This window comes from Qipengyuania citrea, from assembly GCF_009828015.1.
GTDB classification, from domain to species: Bacteria; Pseudomonadota; Alphaproteobacteria; order Sphingomonadales; family Sphingomonadaceae; genus Qipengyuania; species Qipengyuania citrea.
In genome coordinates, this window is record NZ_WTYG01000002.1 from 317,518 (window position 1) to 336,226 (window position 18,709).

17 protein-coding genes are annotated in these 18,709 nt (G+C 64.6%); 4 read left to right on the forward strand and 13 right to left on the reverse strand.

Features of this window, described 5'->3' with window-relative positions; translation table 11 throughout:
* Position 1: 1 nt before the first annotated feature.
* Entirely contained in the window at positions 2 to 1,450 is a 1,449-nt protein-coding gene (locus GRI55_RS07060; RefSeq protein WP_160766659.1) for an FAD-binding oxidoreductase, read from the reverse strand.
* A gap of 156 nt (positions 1,451 to 1,606) precedes the next feature.
* On the opposite strand from GRI55_RS07060, the gene GRI55_RS07065 reads away from it, so the two are divergent.
* Together GRI55_RS07065 and GRI55_RS07070 are read left to right on the forward strand one after the other, a co-directional pair.
* Positions 1,607 to 2,170, forward strand: coding sequence for a hypothetical protein (locus tag GRI55_RS07065; RefSeq protein ID WP_160766660.1), 564 nt, complete (start codon positions 1,607 to 1,609; stop codon positions 2,168 to 2,170).
* A 125-nt stretch (positions 2,171 to 2,295) separates the two neighbouring features.
* Entirely contained in the window at positions 2,296 to 3,714 is a 1,419-nt protein-coding gene (locus GRI55_RS07070) for a DEAD/DEAH box helicase (protein WP_160766661.1), read from the forward strand.
* 36 nt (positions 3,715 to 3,750) lie between these two features.
* On the opposite strand, the gene GRI55_RS07075 is transcribed toward GRI55_RS07070, so the two are convergent.
* On the reverse strand, positions 3,751 to 6,060 hold the full coding sequence (locus GRI55_RS07075; protein ID WP_160766662.1) for an ATP-dependent helicase: 2,310 nt from the start codon (positions 6,058 to 6,060) through the stop codon (positions 3,751 to 3,753).
* A gap of 126 nt (positions 6,061 to 6,186) precedes the next feature.
* On the opposite strand from GRI55_RS07075, the gene GRI55_RS07080 reads away from it, so the two are divergent.
* On the forward strand, positions 6,187 to 6,762 hold the full coding sequence (locus GRI55_RS07080; RefSeq protein ID WP_160766663.1) for a hypothetical protein: 576 nt from the start codon (positions 6,187 to 6,189) through the stop codon (positions 6,760 to 6,762).
* Positions 6,763 to 6,906: 144 nt separating this feature from the next.
* On the opposite strand, the gene rsmD is transcribed toward GRI55_RS07080, so the two are convergent.
* The 3 genes from rsmD to GRI55_RS07095 all read right to left on the reverse strand — a co-directional run bounded on the left by rsmD (position 6,907) and on the right by GRI55_RS07095 (position 9,481).
* A complete protein-coding gene (rsmD, locus tag GRI55_RS07085) occupies positions 6,907 to 7,452 on the reverse strand; it encodes a 16S rRNA (guanine(966)-N(2))-methyltransferase RsmD (protein ID WP_160766664.1) in 546 nt (181 codons plus the stop codon).
* Positions 7,449 to 8,216 (reverse strand): pseudouridine synthase, encoded by a 768-nt coding sequence (locus tag GRI55_RS07090; protein ID WP_063506951.1) that lies wholly within the window; start codon positions 8,214 to 8,216, stop codon positions 7,449 to 7,451. The genes rsmD and GRI55_RS07090 overlap by 4 nt, the downstream gene beginning before the upstream one ends.
* A gap of 101 nt (positions 8,217 to 8,317) precedes the next feature.
* Positions 8,318 to 9,481 carry an aromatic ring-hydroxylating oxygenase subunit alpha gene (locus GRI55_RS07095; RefSeq protein ID WP_160766665.1) on the reverse strand — a complete coding sequence of 388 codons (1,164 nt, stop codon included), beginning with the start codon at positions 9,479 to 9,481 and terminating at the stop codon, positions 8,318 to 8,320.
* A 71-nt stretch (positions 9,482 to 9,552) separates the two neighbouring features.
* On the opposite strand from GRI55_RS07095, the gene GRI55_RS07100 reads away from it, so the two are divergent.
* Positions 9,553 to 11,289 carry an MFS transporter gene (locus GRI55_RS07100; RefSeq protein WP_050601077.1) on the forward strand — a complete coding sequence of 579 codons (1,737 nt, stop codon included), beginning with the start codon at positions 9,553 to 9,555 and terminating at the stop codon, positions 11,287 to 11,289.
* Between the two features lie 8 nt (positions 11,290 to 11,297).
* On the opposite strand, the gene GRI55_RS07105 is transcribed toward GRI55_RS07100, so the two are convergent.
* The 8 genes from GRI55_RS07105 to purB form a co-directional block, all read right to left on the reverse strand.
* Positions 11,298 to 12,590, reverse strand: a complete 1,293-nt coding sequence (locus tag GRI55_RS07105; protein WP_160766666.1) for a bifunctional folylpolyglutamate synthase/dihydrofolate synthase — start codon at positions 12,588 to 12,590, stop codon at positions 11,298 to 11,300.
* Between the two features lie 8 nt (positions 12,591 to 12,598).
* Entirely contained in the window at positions 12,599 to 13,447 is an 849-nt protein-coding gene (accD, locus tag GRI55_RS07110; RefSeq protein WP_050601079.1) for an acetyl-CoA carboxylase, carboxyltransferase subunit beta, read from the reverse strand.
* 83 nt (positions 13,448 to 13,530) lie between these two features.
* On the reverse strand, positions 13,531 to 14,310 hold the full coding sequence (trpA, locus tag GRI55_RS07115; RefSeq protein ID WP_063511598.1) for a tryptophan synthase subunit alpha: 780 nt from the start codon (positions 14,308 to 14,310) through the stop codon (positions 13,531 to 13,533).
* A complete protein-coding gene (gene trpB / locus GRI55_RS07120; protein ID WP_063512238.1) occupies positions 14,307 to 15,545 on the reverse strand; it encodes a tryptophan synthase subunit beta in 1,239 nt (412 codons plus the stop codon). The genes trpA and trpB overlap by 4 nt, the downstream gene beginning before the upstream one ends.
* A 95-nt stretch (positions 15,546 to 15,640) precedes the next feature.
* Complete coding sequence (locus tag GRI55_RS07125) at positions 15,641 to 16,273, reverse strand: phosphoribosylanthranilate isomerase (RefSeq protein ID WP_160766667.1); 633 nt, start codon at positions 16,271 to 16,273, stop codon at positions 15,641 to 15,643.
* Positions 16,274 to 16,281: 8 nt separating this feature from the next.
* Positions 16,282 to 16,956: an orotidine-5'-phosphate decarboxylase gene (gene pyrF / locus GRI55_RS07130; RefSeq protein WP_050601082.1), complete on the reverse strand. Its 675-nt coding sequence runs from the start codon at positions 16,954 to 16,956 to the stop codon at positions 16,282 to 16,284.
* Positions 16,953 to 17,339, reverse strand: a complete 387-nt coding sequence (locus GRI55_RS14880; RefSeq protein ID WP_202392401.1) for a DUF1049 domain-containing protein — start codon at positions 17,337 to 17,339, stop codon at positions 16,953 to 16,955. The genes pyrF and GRI55_RS14880 overlap by 4 nt, the downstream gene beginning before the upstream one ends.
* A 57-nt stretch (positions 17,340 to 17,396) precedes the next feature.
* Entirely contained in the window at positions 17,397 to 18,707 is a 1,311-nt protein-coding gene (purB, locus tag GRI55_RS07140; protein WP_160766668.1) for an adenylosuccinate lyase, read from the reverse strand.
* Positions 18,708 to 18,709 lie beyond the last annotated feature (2 nt).

The window sequence follows — 18,709 nt, forward strand, 5'->3', positions numbered from 1 at the left end:
TTTAAGGCCTCGCCGTCTCAGGCGCAAGCGGTACGAGTTTGCCTGGGTTGAGCAGCCCCTGAGGGTCGAGCGCCTGCTTGATCGAGCGCATCAGTCTGAGCGAGACAGGATCGCCGAGCCGGCCCAGTTCGTCCCGCTTCATCTGCCCGATTCCGTGCTCGGCGCTCAGCGATCCGCCATATTCGGTGACGCGGTCATGGACGAAAGCGCTGATGGCCTTGCCTTCGCGCTCTTCCCATTCGCCCGCAACGGCGGCCTCGGGCGCGAGAACATGATAATGGATATTGCCGTCGCCAAGATGCCCGAAACCCGCAACCAGAGTGCCGGGAAAGCGCGTCTCGATCTGCGGCGAAACCGTCTCGACGAATTCGGCCATGCGCGACACCGGGACGGAGATGTCGTGCTGCATCGCGGGCCCGATCGCACGTTCCGCCGGTGAGATGCTTTCGCGCAAGTGCCAGAAGCTTTCGGCCTGGCTCTCGTTGGCGGCGATAACCGCGTCTTCCAGCAGCTCGCGCTCCATCGCGGTTTCGAAAACCGTCTCCATCAGGGTATCGAGTCCGTCGGTGGCGCCTGCAGGTGCGACCAGTTCGATCAATGCGTACCAGGCGTGCTCGTTTTCCAGCGGGCTGCGCGTGTCGGGCAGATAGGCCAGCACCGCATCGAGGCAATGCCGCGGCAGGACTTCGAACCCCTCGAGCGCGTCGCCGGCCTGCTGTTCGCAGTGCATCAGCAGTTGGCGTGCCTGGGCAATGCCGGCGAGACCGACCCACGCCACGCGCCGCTCGCCGATCGCGGGGGCGAGCTGCAAGGTGGCCGCCGTAACGATGCCCAGCGTGCCTTCCGAGCCGATCAGCACTTGCTTGAGGTCGAAGCCGCGGTTGTCCTTCTTCAGGGGCACGAGCCCGGAGAACACATCGCCGTTCGCCAGCACTGCCTCGATCCCGAGCACCTGAGCCCGCATCGTCCCATGGCGAAGGACCTGTGTACCCCCGGCATTGGTCGAGATCAGGCCGCCGACCGTGGCTGAACCCTTGCCGCCCAGCGTGAGCGGGAACCGCAAACCTTCTTTCTCCGCGGCCTCGTGCAGCGTCTGGAGGATCACGCCCGCCTCGCACGTGATTTGCATGCTGTCCTTCTCGAGGTGGCGGATTGCAGTCATTCGCCGCAACGAGAGGATAACGCTATCGCCGGTATCGTCGGGTGTGGCCCCGCCCGACATTCCGCTGTTGCCGCCTTGCGCGACGATTGGGACACCGTGCTTCGCGCAAAGCCTGACGAACTGGGCGACCTCTTCGGTCGAGGTCGGCGAGGCAAGGCCGAGCGCGCGGCCGGTATAGCGGCCTCGCCAGTCGGTCAGCCACCTATCGAGCAGGTCGGGGTCGCAGGTAAATCCGCGCGGCCCGAGGAGACCAGCGGCGGCTTCGTGGAAGGTCTGGGCATCGGTCATCGCATGCCTTCCTGCCACAATTCGTTGGGCGATTGCCACCACTTGCCAATCGAAAGCAAACAATTAAGCCCGCATTCAACCGTGAGGGTACAACCGAGCACGTGACGTACCCGCATGGTGTCCAACACGCGGCCAAGGAGCGATCGAACCCGACCGATGTCCCTGCTTTCCCCCCTCGCTGCCATGCTGATCGCATTGGGCTCGCCCCACGGCGCCGGCGACGATGGGGTGGCCCGGCAGGCCGCGGTTCCGAGTGAAGCACCGCTTGGCGCGGCGCCGCTGGTGGGGCGGGGCTCGATATGGTCATTCGATGCTGCATCCGCCGGGAAGGTCCCTATCGCCCGACAGGTGCGGATCGAGCGCCGCGTGATCATGCGGATCACGCCGCAACCGGGCAATTCGCGCCGTGGGTTCCTGTCGCAATTGCCGCGCCAAACCGCTCCGCGCGTCGTCGAGCGGCCCCACGGTGAATGCGTCGATGCCGGCGAGATCGTCGGCGTGGCCGATCGGGGCAGTCGGCTGGTCATGTATATGCGCGACCGGCAGATCATCTCTGCCGAACTCGAAAAGGCGTGCAGCCCGCGCGATTTCTATCTCGGCTTCTATGTCGAACGCAGTCCCGACGGGCAGCTCTGCGTGAACCGCGATCGGTTGATGTCGCGCGCCGGGGCGAAGTGCCGGATTGCCGATTTCCGCCGATTGATCGCCGTCGCGGACTGACATTCGCGTCGGGTCTGCCGGGATTTCTTGACTTTTGGGCCGATTCCGGCGAATGGCGCGCCCAGCCAATGCTGCGGACGCGCGGCGACTTGTAGGCCAGTGTTCCAGGGACAGTTTCTAACCGCATGACTTTCGCCGATCTCGGCCTTTCCGAAGACTTGCTCAAAGCAGTAAGCGAAGCCGGCTATACAGAGCCGACCGACATCCAGCGCGAAGCGATTCCGCCGATCCTGATGATGAAAGACATCATCGGGATCGCGCAGACGGGCACGGGCAAGACTGCCAGCTTCGTGCTGCCGATGATCGACATCATGGCCAGCGGACGGCGGCGCGCACTGATGCCGCGTTCGCTGATTCTCGCGCCGACGCGCGAACTCGCAGCCCAGGTGGCCGAAAACTTCGAGAAATACGGCAAGAACCACGATCTCAAGCTCGCGCTGCTGATTGGCGGCGTGCAGATGGGCGATCAGGTCAAGGCGCTGAATGATGGCGTCGACGTGCTGATCGCCACGCCGGGCCGGCTTATGGATCTTTTCGAACGGGGCAAGATCCTGCTCAACGGCTGCGAATTGCTGGTCATCGACGAAGCCGATCGCATGCTCGACATGGGGTTCATCCCCGATATCGAATTCATCTGCTCCAAGCTTCCCGAAGCGCGGCAGACAATGCTGTTCTCGGCGACCATGCCGCCACCGATCGAGAAGCTCGCCAAGAAGTTTCTCAACAATCCTAAGCGGATCGAAGTCAGCCGCGCGGCGACCACGAACAAGGACATCACCGCGTTCAAGGTGCCCGTAAAGGCCCGCCAGAAGCGCGACACGCTGCGCTGGCTGCTGGAAAACGACCACGTCGAGACCGCGATCATCTTCTCCAATCGCAAGACCACCGTGCGCGAGCTCAACAAGAGTTTGCAGAGCTATGGCTTCCGCAGCGGTGAGATCCATGGCGACATGGACCAGTCGAACCGGCTGAAGGAACTCGAACGCTTCAAGCAGGGCGAAATCAACATCCTCGTCGCTTCGGACGTCGCGGCTCGCGGGCTCGACGTCAAAGGCGTGAGCCACGTGTTCAATTTCGACACGCCCTGGCACCCGGACGATTACGTCCACCGGATCGGCCGTACGGGCAGGGCAGGGGCCAAGGGCCGCGCCTTTACGCTAGTGGCCGAAGAAGATGCCGAAGCGATCGCCAATGTCGAGAAGCTGACCGGCGCCGAAGTGCCCGTGTTCGGCAAGAAGGACGTTCGTGTCGATCTGGTCGACACGGCAGCCGAACCCAAGCCCGCGCGCGAAGACAAGCCCGAACGCGCGGCAAAGCCCAAGCGTTCGCCCACGCCCGACACGGACGCCGAAGCGGCCGCCGAAGAAAAGCCCAAGCGCGCTCGCAAGAAGCGGGACGATGACGAAGCACCGCGCGAAAAGCCGGCGCGCAAGGCCCGGGCTAAGAGCGAAGGGCGCCTGCAGCGCGGCGACGATGGCGGTTCGGTCCCGGCGGGCGAATGGAACGGTCCGCGCCCCGGTTTTCTGAATATTTCCGCGACCTGATAGCGATCCGGGCGTACGTGCGCCCGGCGATAATCCTCAGTCGGCCAGGCTGACGAAACTGTCGAGAACGCGCTTCTCGCCTGCTTTCTCGAATTCTATCGTCAGCTTGTTGCCTTCCTGGGCGGTCACGCAGCCATAGCCGAACTTGTCATGGAAGACGCGGGCGCCAAGCGCGATATCGCTGCGCGGCTTGGCCGCGAAGCTCGCCGCACTGCGGCCCGGTTCAGCCAGACGCTTAGGCGTCGTGTCATAACCTGACGAGAGCGCCCTTTGCCAACCGGGACCCCGCTTGCCGGACCGGTCCGGCCGGCTGGTCGAGACATGCGCGAACGGGTCGTCGGTCTCGCTCCAATTCGCCCGCCAGAGCGAGGCACCGCCGGTCATCGTGGTTTCGGACGTGATATAGTCTTCGGGAAGGTCTTCGATGAACCGGCTGGGGATCGAGCTTGTCCACTGGCCGTAGATGCGGCGGTTCGCTGCATGCAATATCGTGCAACGGCGCTTGGCGCGTGTGATCGCGACATAGGCCAGCCGGCGTTCTTCCTCGAGGCTTGCAAGGCCGCCCTCGTCGATGGCGCGCTGGCTCGGGAACACGCCTTCTTCCCAGCCGGGCAGGAAGACGTGGTCGAATTCCAGCCCCTTGGCAGCGTGCATGGTCATTATGGTGACCTTCTCGCCATCGCCGGCGCGTTCATTGTCCATCACCAGGCTGACATGCTCGAGGAAATCGCCGAGCGTCTCGTATTCTTCCATCGCCCGCGCGAGTTCGGTAAGGTTCTCGAGCCGCCCCGCGCTTTCGGCGCTGCGATCTTTCTGCAGCATGTCTTCGTACCCGCTTTCCGCAAGCACGCTGCGCAGCAGTTCCGACGGGGTGACCTTGTCTGCCTGTTCGCGCCAGTGAACGAACTGGCCCAGCAAGGCGACAAGGTTGTTCCGCGCCCGCGCAGGCAGTTCGTCGGTATCGCACAGGTCTAAGCTGGCAGCGGCGAGCGACATCTGCAGCTGGCGCGCATGACGGCGCATCGCCTCGAGCGTCTTCGCGCCGAGCCCGCGCTTGGGCTGGTTGTAGATCCTTTCGAAGGCGAGGTCGTCGGCCGGCTGCGCGATGACGCGCAAATAGGCCAATGCATCGCGGATTTCGGCGCGTTCGTAGAACCGGAAACCGCCGACGATGCGATAGTTGAGGCCGATCTGGATAAACCGATCTTCGAATTCCCGCGTCTGGTACTGCGCGCGCACCAGGATTGCGATCTGGTCGAGCGGTGCGCCCTCGCTTTCGAGCCGTTCGATCTCCTCGCCTACGCGGCGCGCTTCCTCGGGCGCATCCCATACGCCGATGATCCGTACCTTTTCACCGGGCGGCAGTTCGGTCCACAGCGTCTTGCCGAGGCGTTCGCTATTGGCATTGATCAGGCCCGAGGCCGCCGCCAGGATCTGCGGCGTCGAACGGTAGTTCTGTTCCAGCTTGACCACTGACGCGCCGGGAAAATCCTTTTCGAACTTGAGGATATTGGCGACTTCTGCGCCGCGCCATGAATAGATCGACTGGTCGTCGTCCCCCACCACGCAGATATTCTTGCGCGTCTGAGCGAGCAGCCTCAGCCAGAGATACTGGACCTGGTTGGTGTCCTGATATTCGTCGACGAGGATGTATTTGAAGCGCTGCTGGTATTGCGCGAGCACGTCGTGATGCGTGCGGAAGATGTTCAGTATGTGCAGCAGGAGGTCGCCGAAGTCGCAGGCGTTGAGCGTCTTCAGCCGGTCCTGATAGAGCTTGTAGAACTGGGCGCCGCGCCCGTTGGCATAGCTTTCATTCTCGACTGCATCGAGATCGCCGGGATTGAGCCCGCGATTCTTCCACCGGTCGAGCAAGCCGGCCAGTTGCCGCGCCGGCCAGCGTTTCTCGTCGACGTCGTTTTCCTGGATCAGCTGCTTGAGCAGGCGGATCTGGTCGTCCGTGTCGATGATCGTGTAATTGCTTTCCAGCCCGACCAGTTCGGCATGGCGGCGCAGCATTCGTGCCCCGATCGAATGAAACGTGCCCAGCCAAGGCATCCCTTCGACCGCATCGCCGATATGCCGGCCCACGCGTTCGCGCATTTCGCGCGCCGCCTTGTTGGTGAAGGTAACGCAAAGAATTTCGCTGGGCCATGCACGCCGCGTTGCGATGAGGTGTGCCAGCCGTGCGGTGAGCGCCGCAGTCTTCCCGGTGCCTGCCCCGGCGAGCATCAGAACGGGGCCTTCGGTGGTCAGCACCGCCTCGCGCTGGGGAGCATTCAACCGCGCCGCATAGGCGGGAATCTGCGCATCTGCGGGCGCGTCGGACGGGGTGGGGAGGTCTGTCATGAAGTACGGAACAGCTAGGGAACGAAGCGGCGCAAGACAAGCCCCGGCCATATGGGCGCGCCGGAACCGACGACCGGGGCGCTGCGTAGGTTAGCCGTACACACCACACAAATGGAGGAATCTCCTATGCGTAATCTGATTCTCGCCGGCGCTGCAGCGCTTGCCTTTACCGCTGTTCCGGCTGCTGCCGACGATCACATGTCGGGCGAAAGCTACAGCTGGTCCACCGAGCAGGAAGCCGCCTATGACCAGTGGCCCGCCGATCGCCAGACCGCTTATGATGCATGGCCCGCAGGCGTTCAGGAATATTACTGGACGCTGTCGCCCATGCAGACCGAAGGTTGGTGGGTGCTGACCGACGAACAGCGGGTCGCCATCTACGAAATGGAACCGGCAACGCGCATGCAGGCGTGGAACCAGATCGCTGCCCAGATGAATGGCAATCCGGCAACTACGTCGAGTGCATCTTCGAGCGCGACCGCGTCGCCCCGCTTCGTGAGCAACGCGGTGACGCAGTCGGTTCCGCCCGAATACACCCCCGCCGACAATGCGAACCTGCCAGTGTGTTCGGCCATGCAGCAGGATGGTTGCATCAACAGCTGGGCCAAGAACAAGACGGGTAATCGCCCGCTCGAATACTGGCCGGGTCAGCCCGCCAGCACGATCCCCCAGAAGCTTCCCGCAACCAAGCCGGGTTCGTGAGCTGAACTGAATGCGCGTCCTGCCAGCGGGTAGGGTGCGAAGCGAAAGGGTGGGACCGCCAAGGCGGTTCCGCCCTTTTCGTGCGTCTCAGGGGTTTGCGAGGTTGGTACCGGTTTCGAACCTGTCCCTGCCGGGCTGCGCGGTTCAGGCCGCGAGGCGCAGCAACGTGATCTTCGCCTTGCCGGTCTTTCGCTCGGCAACGATATCGAAGGCCCGCAGAGCGCCTTCTTCCTTCGCGCCGGTTTCGAGCGCGACCCAGGTCGCCGGCCCGATCCAGCCGAGCCGCGCGAGCCGGTCGAGCGCGACATGGCCGGCACCCGTATCGTAGGGCGGATCGAGAAAGATCACATCGTGCGCCGTCTTGGCAGGGCTGAGGCTGAGCACGGAACCTTGCTGGACCACGCTGCGTGCACGTGCGTCGAGCGTCTCGATATTTTTGCGGATGTCCTCCACCGCGCGCGCATCCTGTTCGACGAACAGGCAGGATGCAGCACCGCGCGACAGAGCCTCTAAGCCCAGTGCGCCTGATCCGGCGAAAAGATCGACCACGCTCAGCCCGTCGAAACTGCCCACGCGGCTGCCCAGCATGTTGAACAGCGTTTCGCGCGTCCGGTCGGCAGTGGGGCGGGTCAGATCGCCCGGCGGCGCGACGAGTTTGCGACCGCGCCAATCGCCTGCGATGATCCTCAAAGCTGGCCCCCGCGCCTGAGTTGCTTGCGGAACCGCTCGACATCGGCCTGGCGGATTTCCACTGCCTGGCCGCGCGGCAGGTCGGCCAGTTCGAACGGGCCATAGGCGGTCCGCAGCAGGCGATTCACCTGCAGGCCGAGATGTTCGAGCACGCGGCGAACTTCGCGGTTCTTGCCTTCGGTCAGCGTCATTTCGACCCAGCGATTCTTGCCCGAACCGCGCTCGAGGTCGGCCTCGATCCGGCCGTAGCGAATGCCGTCGATCTCGACGCCTTCGATCAGTTCGTCGAGTTGCGCCTGCGTGACATCGCCAAAGGCGCGCGCGCGGTAAGTGCGCGGTATGCCCGACGAGGGCAGTTCCATCGCCCGTTTCAGTTCGCCGTCATTGGTCAGCATCAGCAGACCTTCGGTGGTGAAGTCGAGACGGCCGACGGGAATCACGCGGCCCGCATCCCTGGGCAAGGCATTGCGCAGCGCGGTGTAAATGGTGGGCCGTCCGCGGGGATCGCGTTCGGCGGTGATCAGCCCCGACGGTTTGTGGAACGCGAACAGCCGCGCCGCCTCCGCCCGGCCGACAGCCTTGCCATCGACCGTCACGCCATTGAGATTCGCCAGCTTGACTGCGGGCGTGTCGAGGACCTTGCCATCGATCGCGATCCGCCCGTCGGCGATCATGCGCTCGATTTCGCGGCGGCTGGCGACGCCGGCACGGGCGAGCAGCTTGGCGATCCGATCGCCTTCTTCTGGTAAACGGTTATCGGCCATGCGCGCGCCAATACACACAACCCCCGTCATGCGGAAGCGGTGATCGCCGTCGACCTGCCAGCGAGGTGCCCGGGCTACCGCGTCAAATGCGCGCGCCGGGTTCAATTCACTGCGCGCAGCGCCTCTTCCACGGTCTCGTGATAGCGGCGGATACCCCCTTCGAGCGTGCCGAGGGTAAGCTGCGGCACCGCGCCGGTGGCCAGCCCCTGTTGCCCGAGTTCGGCGGCGCGGAAATCCTCGCCCGCGAAGACCCCGCCGTCGAGCAGGGCCCAGCTGCGTTCCCAGTGGTTGCGCGCCTTGTCGGTCCTGGGATGTTCGGGAATGAGCATGAAATCCTCCACCAGCGTGCGATCGTGCGCCTGCGGCATCATCACCATGACATTGATGTAGTCCGGGCTGGGGATGACCAGCGCGCCGGGCAGCAGCTGATAGGCAAAGGTCACCACGCGGCGCAGCGCGGCCATGTCCTCCAGATCGACCCCGTCCATTTCCTCGAGCCGGCCTACCGCGCTGCGGGCATGTGGTCCGATCATGTCGCCGCTGGTTGCGCCGTCCTTGAAGAACGGCCCGATCGTCTGCGCATGCAGGCGGGTGACATGGTAACTTTCGAGGAAAGCATCCATGATCAGTTTCCAGTTCCCCGCCACTTCGTGCGTCTTGCGGCGGAACAGCACGTGTTCGCCCATGCCGAGCGCGTCGAAATCCTCGCCGATCTTGTCCGCGAAACCGAAATCCGCGCTGTCTGCGCAAGGGGAGAACCAGATCAGCCCACCGGTTTCGCGGCTGGGCAGTTCCACGAGGCCGTAATCGCCCTTGTCGAGCCCGGGGAAGGTATCGGGCCGCGGCAGGGCCAGCAAACCGCCGTCCACCGCATAGGTCCATGCGTGATAGGGGCACACCAGCCTTTTCGTGCACTGAACCTCATTGCCTTCGACCAGCCGCGTGCCGCGGTGCCGGCAGACGTTCAGGAAGACATGCGCCATGCCCGATGCATCGCGGGTCACCAGCAAGGGGCGCCCGGTGGCGTCATGCGGCAGCGCCATGCCGGGATCGGGCAACAGCGCCGACGGGCAGACGATCTGCGGCAGCCGGTCGTAGATCGCCGCTTTTTCTCGCTGCCAGTAATCCGGATCGGTATAGACGCTTGCGGGCACCGTGGTCGCACTACCGGCATCGCGCTGCCGACCTTCGGCGATATCCCTGGCCAGGGCCAGCATGCCACGGGTCGGGCGATGCGCGGGTTGTTTGGTGTCGACATCGCTCATGACGCCTGTTCCTCCCTCTCTCTCGCCGCTAGTGTCGCAAAAATCACGCCGAATTGGAAGGATGCCAGCGAATGGCTGCGGTCGCAGAAGACAAGAAGAAGATTTCCGCCTGGCGCGCGCTCGGCATGGCGCTGGGCAATCGCAAGACCGGCTTCATGTTGCTGTTCGGTTTTGCCAGCGGTCTGCCCTTCGCGCTGTTCCTCGGCACCCTGTTCGCTTGGCTGACCGAAGCCGAAGTCGATCTCGAGACGATGGGCATCTTCTCGCTCATCGGTTTGGCCTATGCCTTCCAGTTCCTCTGGTCGCCGCTGATCGACAAGGTGAACATACCGGTGCTGCGCCGGCTGGGACGGCGCAAGCAGTGGATCGTGCCGATGCAGCTGGTGCTGGGCGCGATCCTGATTACGATGAGCGTGCTGGAACCGCGTACCCAGCTCGGCTGGTTCAGCCTGCTGGCGGGAATCGGCGCGTTCGCCAGCGCGACACAGGATATCGCGATCAATGCGTGGCGGATCGACGTGGCCGACGAGCGCGCGACGATCGACATTCTCTCCACCGTTTACCAGATGGGCTACCGGCTGTCGTCGCTGGTGGGCGGGGCGCTCGGCCTGATCATTGCCGCGCGGATCGGCTGGCCCGAAACCTACGCGCTGATGGGGGCGATCCTGCTGGGCGTGGGCTTCATCGGCCTGTGGGCGCCCAATGCGAGCGAAAACGCCGCGGATGTGGCGACCGAAAGCGAACGGCAGGTGCGCGCGCTGCGTCATGCGGGGGAACTCGAACCCGCGATCCGCAATCGCGCGCTGGCGCTGGTCGCGCTGCTGTGGGCGGGGGCGATCGGCATCGTCCTGACGTTCATGATCATGTCGATGACCTACGCCCCCGAAGATCGGCCCAACCCGACCGAATTCACGGTCAATGTCGGCCCGTGGATCATCGTGGCGACCATCATCCTGCCCGCGCTGATCGCCGGCTGGCTCGCCTCGAAGAAGCGCCGCGGCGAACACCTGCTGACAGCCGACGAGGAACCCGCCAGCGGCGGCAATTACATCCTCGATCACCTGTACCGCGCGCTGGTTCTGCCGCTGGTCGAATTCGTGGGACGGATGGGATGGTCGCTGGTGCTGATCCTGGCGGTGGTGCTGACCTATCGTATCTGCGACGCGATCTGGGGTACTTTCGCCTATCCCTTCTATCTCGGGGAGCTCGACTACACGAATGACGACGTCGCTTTCGCGTCGAAGTTCTTCGGCGTGGGGGCAATCATTGCAGGGCTCGCGCTCGGCGGCCTGTTGCTGACCACCATCGGCCGGATGGCGACGCTGCTGATCGGCGGGATACTCGCCGCGCTGACCAACCTGCTTTACGCGGATATGGCCGTGGGCGGATATTATATGGAGGCCTTCAGCGGGGCGATCGGTTTCACCTACCTGATCGAACAGGTACCGGGCATCGGCGATGCGGACCTCGCCAAGCTCACCATCACCATCGCGTTCGAAAATCTCGCGATCGGCATAGCCGGGGCTGCCTATATCGCATGGCTCTCCTCGATCGTCTCGAAGAAGTTCAGCGCGGTGCAGTATGCGCTGCTGTCGTCGCTGACGCTGCTGGTGGGCACGCTGGGGCGCGGGGCCCTTGGCGAAATGATCGAAAACCAGGGCTATTACGACGTCTTCATCCTGACCACATGGATCGGACTGGGGGCGGCGGTGCTGGTCTGCATCGAATGGTATCGCGAAAGCCGCTCGCGTGCCAATTCGGGCGTGGTCGCGCCCGAAGCGGGGCAGGCGGTCGCCCCGGCGGAATAGCGCCGGGGCTATTCCGGCGCTTCGCCGTTGCGCCGCAGCACATCGCCAGCAAGGTAGAGCGACCCCGCGATCAGGACGGGCAACCCATCTTCGGGAATAGCCGCGAGCGCGTTCACGATATCGGGAAAGAAGCGCGCTTGCGGGGCGATCGCTTCTGCCGGATGCCAATCGTGGCCCGGCACCGGGACCACAGCGAGGCTGGCGATCATGGGGGCGAGGGGATCGACCAGCGCAGCCGGATCCTTCGCATCGAGCATGCCGAGCACGAGGTGCAGCGGCTGCCCGGCAAAATGCGTGCCCAGCATGCGCCCGGCATCGGCATTGTGTCCGCCATCGAGCCATATTTCGCGGTGGCCTGCCAAGGGACCGGGGGCAAGGCGCTGCAGCCGGGCGGGCCAGGCCGCCTGCTCGATTCCCTGCGCGAGCGCATGGGGCGTGACCGGCAGCACATCCTGCGCGCGAAGCATGGCGATGGCGAGCGAGGCGTTCACCGCCTGATGCGCTCCGGGCAGGGACGGTAGCGGGAGCGCGAATTCGCCCTCTGCATCGCGGTAGAAAAGGTGACGTCCTGTTTCCGCCACCCATTCCGCGCCGCGTGCCGATAGCGGTGCCCCGGCGCGCGCGGCTGCGGCCTCGATCTGCTGCTGTGCTGCCAGCGGATAGGACAGGCATGCGAGCGGCACGCCCGCTTTGGCGATTCCGGCCTTTTCAAAGGCGATTCGCGCCACCGGATCGCTGGGTACACCGTCTTCCGGTGCCAGCAGGAAGCGTTCATGGTCGATCCCCAGCGCCGCAATCCCGCATGCGGCAAGGACGGCTGGCTCCAGAACATTGGTTGCATCGTAGCGTCCGCCCAGTCCGACTTCGACAACGCAGGCATCGGCCGGGATGCGGGCGAAATCCAAAAACGCGGCGGCTATGGTGACTTCGAAAAAGCTGGGCCCGAGATCTTCGCCCGCGTCGAGCACTTCGGACAGGAGCGAGGCAAGCCGTTCATCGCCGATTAGCTTGCCCGCCAGGCGGATACGCTCGTTGTAACGCACCAAATGCGGGCTGTTGGTGACATGCACCGAATAGCCTTGCGCCTCGAGCATTGCGCGCAGGAAGGCACAGGTCGATCCCTTGCCGTTGGTGCCTGCGACATGGAACACCGGTGGCAGAGCACGGTGCGGATTGCCCAGCCGGTCGAGCAGGACGTGTATGGTTTCGAGACCCAGCCTGCCATCGGGAACGGAAAGGCGCCCCAGCCGGTCGAGCTGTGCCTGGACTCGGGGATGATCGGAGCGGGCGAAGTCCCGCATGGCGCAGGTCAGGCGGCCTTGGCGGGGGCCAGGTAATCGAGCAGTGTCGCCAAAGTGTCTTTCAGCTCGTGACGATGCACCACCATGTCGACCATGCCGTGCTTGTGCAGGTACTCGGCGCGCTGAAACCCATCGGGCAATTGTTCGCGGATCGTGTCCTGGATCACGCGCTGACCGGCAAAGCCGATCAGCGCGCCGGGTTCGGCGATATGCACGTCGCCCAGCATCGCATAGCTGGCAGTGACACCGCCCGTGGTCGGGTCGGTCAGCACGACTATATAGGGCAGCTTGGCTTCCTTCAGACGCCGCGTCATCACCGTTGCCTTGGGCATCTGCATGAGGCTGAGGATGCCTTCCTGCATGCGTGCGCCGCCCGCTGCGGTAACGACGATATAGGGGCAGTGCCGCGACAGCGCGCGTTCGGCGCCCTGGCAGAAGGCGGTGCCCACTGCCATGCCCATCGATCCGCCCATGAAGCCGAAATCCTGCACGCCGACGACCGCGGGCTTGCCCTCGATTGCACCCGAACCGACAAGGAAGGCGTCCTTGTGCGGGCTCTTGGCGCGCGCCTTCTTCAGCCGGTCGGTGTATTTCGCCGTGTCGCGGAACTTGAGCGGGTCTTCCTTCACATCGGGGATGGGAAGGACCTCGAACCCTTCGTCGAGCAGCTGCCGCAGCCGTTCGTCGGCACCGATCCGGCCATGGTGGCCGCAGCGCGGGCAGACATAGGAATTGTCCTCGTATTCCTGCGCGAAGACCATCTGCTGGCAGCTGGGGCACTTGACCCACAGGTCTTTTTCCGTGCTGCGCTTGGACAGCGAGGTGATCGAATTGCGGACGCGGGTGAACCAGTTCATGCGCTGAGCCTATAGTCAGGTTGTCACAAAGCTCAAATAGTCAGCGCACCGCCGGAGCGTCATCCCTGCGCAGGGGCGACGAACTAGCGGGCTGATCGCACCGCTTCGGCAAGCGATGAAGCCAAGGTGCGCAACTTCGCCGGAGCGTCGTCGCCATGTTCGGCGACCAGTTCGACCAGCGCCGAACCCACCACGACTCCATCGGCCACGCGTGCGATCTCGCTCGCCTGCTCGGGTGTGCGCACACCGAAGCCGACCGCGACCGGAATGTCGGTCGATCGCTTGATGCGCGAGACATTGGCTTCGATCGACTCGATCGCCGCCTGCTGCATTCCCGTGATGCCCGCGACTGCGACGTAATAAAGGAAGCCCTCGCTGCCTTGGATCACGGCGGGAAGGCGCTTGTCGTCGGTGGTCGGCGTGGCCAGGCGGATGGGGGCGATTTCCGCAGCACGCAGCGCCGGACCAAGCGCGTCATCTTCCTCCGGCGGGATGTCGACGCAGATTACTCCGTCGATGCCCGCTTCCTTGGCCGCGGCCGCGAACCAGTCGGGCCCGCGGCGAATCATCGGGTTGGCATAGCCCATCAGCACCAGCGGAACATCGGGATGACGCTGGCGAAATGCGGTAGCGATGGCGAGCACGTCGGCCGTCGTCGTTCCGACGCCCAGCGACCGGATATTGGCCGCCTGGATCGCGGGGCCATCCGCCATCGGATCAGTGAAGGGCATGCCCAGTTCGATCACATCGGCGCCGCCTTCGACCAGTGCATCGAGATTGGCAGCGGTGTCCCCGTCGCCGGCAGTCAGGAAGCAGACGAGCGCGGGGTGGGGCTTGGCGAAGGCGGAGGCGAGGCGGGTCAAATGTCCACTCCCAGCTTCTCGGCCACGGTGAAGATATCCTTGTCGCCGCGCCCGCACAGATTGGCCAGGATGATGCTGTCCCGCGGCATTTCCTTGGCACGCTTCGCCACTGCTGATATGGCGTGGCTCGGCTCCAGCGCGGGAATGATTCCCTCGGTGCGACAGAGCAGCTGGAACGCCTCCAGCGCCTCGTCATCGGTCACCGCAGTGTATTCGACGCGGCCTGAATCCTTGAGCCACGCATGCTCGGGACCAATGCCGGGATAGTCGAGCCCGGCGCTGATCGAGTGACCTTCGGTAATCTGGCCGTCCTCGTCCTGCAGCAGATAGGTCTTGTTGCCGTGAAGTACGCCGGGGAAACCGCCGAGCAGGCTTGCCGCGTGTTCGTTGCCATCGAGCCCGTGACCCGCCGCCTCGACGCCCAGCAGCTTGACCTCGGCGTCGTCGAGGAAGGGGTGGAACAGGCCCAGCGCGTTCGAACCGCCACCGATGCAGGCCACGGCCAGGTCGGGCAATCGTCCGATCCTCTCGAGCATCTGCGCCCGCGCCTCCTTGCCGATGATGCTCTGGAAGTCGCGCACCATCTCGGGATAGGGATGCGGTCCGGCGGCCGTGCCGATGATGTAGAAGGTGTCATGGACGTTCGCGACCCAGTCGCGCAGCCCTTCGTTCATTGCGTCCTTCAGCGTCCCGCGCCCGCTGGTGACGGGCACGATTTCCGCACCGAGCAGCTTCATGCGGAAGACGTTGGGCGATTGGCGCCGCACGTCTTCGGCACCCATGTAGATCACGCAGGGCAGGCCGAAGCGTGCGCAGACCGTTGCGGTGGCGACGCCGTGCTGGCCCGCGCCGGTTTCCGCGATGATGCGAGTCTTGCCCATCCGGATGGCGAGCAGGATTTGCCCGATGCAATTGTTGATCTTGTGCGCACCGGTGTGATTGAGTTCGTCGCGCTTGAACCAGACCTGCGCGCCGTGGCCCTCGGGCGAACCGGCGCGCAGCGCCTCGGTCAGCCGTTCGGCAAAATACAGCGGCGAGGGGCGGCCGACGTAATGTTCGAGCAAATCGTCGAATTCTCGCTGGAATTCCGGATCGGCCTGCGCCTTGCGGTATTCACGCTCGAGATCGAGCACCAGCGGCATCAGCGTTTCGGCGACATAGCGTCCGCCGAAGTCGCCGAAATGGCCGCGCTCGTCGGGCTGGTTGCGATAGGAATTGGGATTGGTTTCGGTCATCGCGCTCCCCATGCCCTCCGCAGCAGGCGAAGTCGAGACAGCTTTGCTTTTTCACGAGGCATCAGGACTGCGGTTTGGCAGCCACGGGCCGCAGATCAGGCGGCGAGCGCGGCCCGGCAGAAATCGGCGATACGCTGCGGATCCTTCACTCCCGGTGCGCTTTCAACACCGCTCGACGTATCGACCAGCGGCGCACCGGTCGCGCGGATCGCTTCGGCGACATTGCCCGCCGTGAGGCCACCTGCCAGCGCCCAGTCGATCTTGTGGCGGTGCCCGGAAAGCAAGGACCAGTCGAAAGCCGTGCCATTGCCGCCGGGCAGTGCTTTGGCCGGTGCGTCGAACAGCAGGCGGTCGACCTTGCCGATGTATTTCTCGCTCCGGGTCAGCGTGCCAGCGTCCTTCAGCCCGACTGCTTTCCACACCTCATAGGGCAGGCTGCGACGGATACCGCCAATCCATTGCGGTGTCTCATTGCCGTGGAACTGGACCACGTCGGGCTGGATCGCGTTGAGGGCGCGTCCGGTGGTTTCGGGATCGGCATTGACCAGCAGCAGCACCGCCTTGGCCTTGCCCCGGGCCTGCTCGCGCAGTTCGCGGGCCAGATCGAGCGCGACATGGCGGGGCGAGGGTTCGTAATGAACCAGCCCGATATGCGTCGCGCCCGCGGCAAGCGCTGCATCTACCGTTTCGGGCGTCGAAAGCCCGCAGATCTTGATCTGGACCGCCATGGCGAAACCTACAGCGTGGCTTCGATGGCGCGGGCGGCCTGCGCCGGATCGTCGGCCCGGCTGATCGGGCGTCCGATGACCAGCACGCTGGCACCATCATCGCGCGCCTTGCGCGGGGTGACGACGCGCTTCTGGTCGCCGGTGCCGCTGCCCGCGGGGCGCAATCCCGGGACGACGAAAAACCCGTCCTTCCACTGGTCGTGGACCGATTTCACTTCCTGGCCCGAACAGACGATCCCGTCGAGACCGGCGCGGTGCGCAAGATCGGCAAGGCGCAGCACCTGATCGTGCGCGCTGCCTTCGATCCCCGTGCTCGCCAGATCGCGATCGTCCATGCTGGTCAACATGGTCACGGCAACGACCTTGGTGTGTTCGCCTGCGGCGGCCTTGGCATCCTCGAGCATGGCGCGCCCGCCGCTGGCATGCACGGTGACGATGCGCGGTTCTAGCACATGGATCGCCTGCATCGCGCCCGCGACGGTATTGGGGATGTCGTGGAACTTCAGGTCGAGGAAGATCGGCAATCCGAGCTGGCCGACCAGATGAACCCCGTGCGCCCCATGCGCGCAGAAGAATTCGAGGCCCAGCTTCACCCCGCCGACATGGCCCTTGACCTTCCGGATCAGGTCGAGGCCGTCCTGCAGATGCGGGAGGTCGAGCGCGAGATAGATCGGATTGGTCATGCGGGCTTCGCAGGATCTGTGTCGACGGGGTCGACGGGATTGGCCGGTTCGGGCGGCGGGTTGTGTACCGGAGGCTCGGGCGTAGGAGCAGGCGCGGGCTGGACGGTTGCCGAAGCATCGGGAGCGGGCGTGGCCGCGCCGAACCGGCTGGTCGCCGCCTCCAGCGCATTGATGCGCCGCGTCGCGCGCCACTTGCTCGCCCGGTGCACGAGCCACATCGGGATCAGCCCCAGCAGGAACGAGATCACTACCAGCGCGGGCAGCTTGGTTTCGAGCACGAGGTTCGACCAGATCTGAACCTCAACCGGCTTCCAGTTGAAAAAGCTGAATGCGAGCAGCGAAAACAGCAGCAGGACCCAGCCGATGGTGCGCACGATTTGCATGGAGTGTAGCCCTCTTTCGTCTTGGCGTGGGATGCTAGGCCGGGACCCGTCCCGCGTCTAGCCGAAGACCCGCGCGAAGATCGTGTCGACGTGCTTGAAGTGGTATTCGAGATCGAACTTCTCTTCGAGCTGCTGGGCACCCAGCGCGGCGGTAACCTCCTCGTCGCGCTTGAGCAGGTCGAGCAGCGTCAGCTGGCCATCCGATTCCCACACCTTCATCGCGTTGCGCTGGACGAGGCGGTAGGCATCCTCGCGGCTGACCCCGTTCTGCGTCAGCGCCAGCAGCACGCGCTGCGAATGGATCAACCCGCCCATGCGGTCCATGTTCGCCTGCATGCGCTCGGGATAGACCAGCAGCTTGTCGACCACGCCGGTCAGCCGCGCTAGCGCGAAATCGAGCGTAATGCAGGCATCGGGACCGATGAACCGCTCGACCGAGGAATGCGAGATATCGCGTTCGTGCCACAGCGCGACGTTTTCCAGCGCGGGCAGGGCATAGGCGCGGATCATGCGCGCCTGGCCGGTAAGGTTCTCGGTCAGGATCGGGTTGCGCTTGTGCGGCATCGCGCTCGACCCCTTCTGGCCGGGCGAGAAATACTCCTCCGCCTCGAGCACTTCGGTGCGCTGGAGGTGGCGAACCTCGACCGCCAAGCGCTCGATCGAACCGGCGATAACCGCCAGCGTCGAAAAGAACATGGCGTGCCGGTCGCGCGGGATGACCTGCGTCGAGACGGGCTCCACGGTCAGGCCGAGCTTGTCGGCGACATGCTCTTCCACCTGCGGGTCGATGTTGGCGAAAGTGCCGACTGCACCCGATATGGCGCAGGTCGCGATTTCCGCGCGCGCCGCGATCAGGCGGGTCCTGCAGCGGTCGAATTCGGCATAGGCCTGCGCCAGTTTGAGACCGAAGGTGACGGGTTCGGCATGGATGCCATGGCTGCGCCCGATGGTGGGCGTGTATTTGTGCTCCTCGGCGCGGCGCTTGATCGCCTCGAGCAGGCCGTCGAGATCGGCCAGCAGGATATCGGCTGAGCGGGCCAACTGGACCGCAAGTGTCGTGTCGAGCACGTCGCTGCTGGTCATGCCCTGGTGCATGAAGCGGGCCTCGTCGCCGACATTCTCGGCCACCCAGGTAAGGAAGGCGATGACATCGTGCTTGGTGACCGCTTCGATCGCATCGATGGCCTCGACGTCGATCTTGGGATCGGTTGCCCACCAGTCCCACAGCGCCTTGGCCGCGCTCGGCGGGACCACGCCCAATTCGCCCAGCTTTTCGGTCGCATGCGCCTCGATCTCGAACCAGATGCGATACTTCGCTTCGGGCTCCCACAGGGCAGTCATATCGGGACGGGCGTAGCGGGGGACCATAT

Bases quoted from the DNA above. Each gene is read 5' to 3' on its own strand.
- GRI55_RS07070 (WP_160766661.1), top strand. From the start codon at position 2,296: ATGACTTTCGCCGATCTCGGCCTTTCCGAAGACTTGCTCAAAGCAGTA.
- pyrF (WP_050601082.1), bottom strand. From the start codon at position 16,956: ATGACCAATCCGATCTATCTCGCGCTCGACCTCCCGCATCTGCAGGAC.
- GRI55_RS07100 (WP_050601077.1), top strand. From the start codon at position 9,553: ATGGCTGCGGTCGCAGAAGACAAGAAGAAGATTTCCGCCTGGCGCGCG.
- GRI55_RS07095 (WP_160766665.1), bottom strand. From the start codon at position 9,481: ATGAGCGATGTCGACACCAAACAACCCGCGCATCGCCCGACCCGTGGC.
- GRI55_RS07080 (WP_160766663.1), top strand. From the start codon at position 6,187: ATGCGTAATCTGATTCTCGCCGGCGCTGCAGCGCTTGCCTTTACCGCT.
- purB (WP_160766668.1), bottom strand. From the start codon at position 18,707: ATGGTCCCCCGCTACGCCCGTCCCGATATGACTGCCCTGTGGGAGCCC.
- GRI55_RS07065 (WP_160766660.1), top strand. From the start codon at position 1,607: ATGTCCCTGCTTTCCCCCCTCGCTGCCATGCTGATCGCATTGGGCTCG.
- GRI55_RS14880 (WP_202392401.1), bottom strand. From the start codon at position 17,339: ATGCAAATCGTGCGCACCATCGGCTGGGTCCTGCTGCTGTTTTCGCTG.
- trpB (WP_063512238.1), bottom strand. From the start codon at position 15,545: ATGACCGAAACCAATCCCAATTCCTATCGCAACCAGCCCGACGAGCGC.
- accD (WP_050601079.1), bottom strand. From the start codon at position 13,447: ATGAACTGGTTCACCCGCGTCCGCAATTCGATCACCTCGCTGTCCAAG.
- GRI55_RS07075 (WP_160766662.1), bottom strand. From the start codon at position 6,060: ATGACAGACCTCCCCACCCCGTCCGACGCGCCCGCAGATGCGCAGATT.
- GRI55_RS07090 (WP_063506951.1), bottom strand. From the start codon at position 8,216: ATGGCCGATAACCGTTTACCAGAAGAAGGCGATCGGATCGCCAAGCTG.
- GRI55_RS07060 (WP_160766659.1), bottom strand. From the start codon at position 1,450: ATGACCGATGCCCAGACCTTCCACGAAGCCGCCGCTGGTCTCCTCGGG.
- GRI55_RS07105 (WP_160766666.1), bottom strand. From the start codon at position 12,590: ATGCGGGACTTCGCCCGCTCCGATCATCCCCGAGTCCAGGCACAGCTC.
- GRI55_RS07125 (WP_160766667.1), bottom strand. From the start codon at position 16,273: ATGGCGGTCCAGATCAAGATCTGCGGGCTTTCGACGCCCGAAACGGTA.